We start from the raw sequence: 1,711 nt of genomic DNA, 5'->3' as shown, positions 1-1,711 counted from the left end.
GCCAGCGCCGGATAGAAATGACACCCCTCTGCTGAATAGAAATGACACCCTTGGGCGTCCTTAGCAGAGCTCGGTGGCATGGTCCTCCTGGCAGTTCGGGAGGACGCGCTTATGACGGTGGTGGCGATGAGCCATGGCGAGCTTTTGCGGTTTGACACATTGATGCGCGTGGAGCGCGGCGCGCTTCGGGTTGAGGATGCGGCCACGCTGCTGGGCTTGAAGCGCCGGCAGATTTTCCGATTGTTGGAACGTCTGCGCGCCGAAGGCGCTTCAGGCCTGGTGTCGCGCAAGCGTGGTCGGCCGAGCAACCGGCGTCACAGCGATGCCTTTCGCGAGCGCGTCCTTACGATCGTCCGCACGCATTATGCGGATTTCGGACCGACCCTGGCCCGAGAATATCTGGCGGAACGTCACGACATTTCGGTGGGCTGTGAGACGCTGCGGCAGATGATGATCGAGGCGGGAATCTGGCAGGATCGCGCCGCGCGTCGTTCTCGCCCCTATCAACCGCGCCATCGCCGGGAGTGCCGTGGCGAGCTGGTCCAGATTGACGGTTCGAAGCATGACTGGTTCGAGGATCGCGGTCCGAAATGCACGCTGCTCGTCTACATTGACGACGCGACCAGCGAGCTGCTGCATCTCCAGATGGTCGAGAGCGAAAGCACCTTTTGCTACATGGTAGCGACGCGCGAATATATCGAGCGGCACGGCAAGCCGGTGGCCTTCTATTCCGACAAGCACTCGGTCTTCCGCAATGCCAAGGCGACGGCGAAGGGCGATGGCATGACGCATTTCGGCCGCGCGCTTGATGCGCTGAACATCGAGATCATCTGCGCCAACTCGCCACAGGCCAAAGGCCGGGTCGAACGAGCCAACGGCACATTGCAGGACCGGCTGGTCAAGGCGATGCGGCTGGAAGGTATCTCGTCGATCGAAGAAGCGAACGCCTTTCTGCCAAGCTATATGGTTCGGCACAATCGGCGCTTTGCTCGCCCAGCGGCAGACAGTCGTGATCTGCATCGCCCTCTGGCACCGCAGGACGATCTACGCGCGATCATGGTCTGGCGCGAAAAGCGGAAGATTTCAAAGGCACTGACGCTGCATTACAACAAGGTTCTGTTCATTCTGGAGCCTACTGCGATCAGCAAGGCTCTGGTAGGTAAGCGTGTCCACATCTGCGAATATCCTGACGGCAAGATCGAGATCCGTCATGAGGGGCAGGTCCTTCCCTATCGCCTGTTCGACAAGATGCCCCGGATCAATCAACCGGCCATTGTCGACAACAAGCATCTGGACGCGGCACTGATGCTGGCGAAGCAGATCCAGGCGATTGCGCCGCATCACCGGCAGCGCAACAACAATGCCCCTGCCCGCCGTGATCAGCCCGCCCATCTCTTTCCCGAGCCCGAAGCGCCGGTAAAGGTTGATCGCCGTCGCCTGGGCGGCCCAAAACTCAAGCGCGGTCCACGGCTCAGCCGGGCCGAGCTGCAAGCGCGCGGCACGCTGGAGTTTGTGAAGGCCCGCTGAGACTGTTCGACCGGTTCTGACCGAGCCCGCTGCTTGCGCAGCGGGTCCGCGTCCCTCCCCTCCATGTTACGCTCTCAGCAGGGTCTGCGCTGCGCTAGGCCGATGGCTCCGCGCAGCCCCTGCTGTCCTCAAGAGTGTCATTTCTATCGGGGACAGAAAGTGTCTTCTCTAACCGGCAGGAACA

The 1,711-nt window shown here is 61.3% G+C and carries 1 protein-coding gene; it reads left to right on the top strand.

Annotated elements, in window-relative coordinates:
- The first annotated feature begins 111 nt into the window (after positions 1 to 111).
- Positions 112 to 1,527, top strand: a complete 1,416-nt coding sequence (locus tag HHL26_RS23945; protein ID WP_066561740.1) for an ISNCY family transposase — start codon at positions 112 to 114, stop codon at positions 1,525 to 1,527.
- Positions 1,528 to 1,711: the final 184 nt, after the last annotated feature.

It is taken from the genome of Sphingobium sp. TB-6, assembly GCF_012927365.1.
Lineage (GTDB): Bacteria > Pseudomonadota > Alphaproteobacteria > Sphingomonadales > Sphingomonadaceae > Sphingobium.
Note: the sequence above shows the minus strand (reverse complement) of the source record. Positions and strands in the feature narration are given on the sequence as shown.

Bases quoted from the DNA above. Each gene is read 5' to 3' on its own strand.
- HHL26_RS23945 (WP_066561740.1), top strand. From the start codon at position 112: ATGACGGTGGTGGCGATGAGCCATGGCGAGCTTTTGCGGTTTGACACA.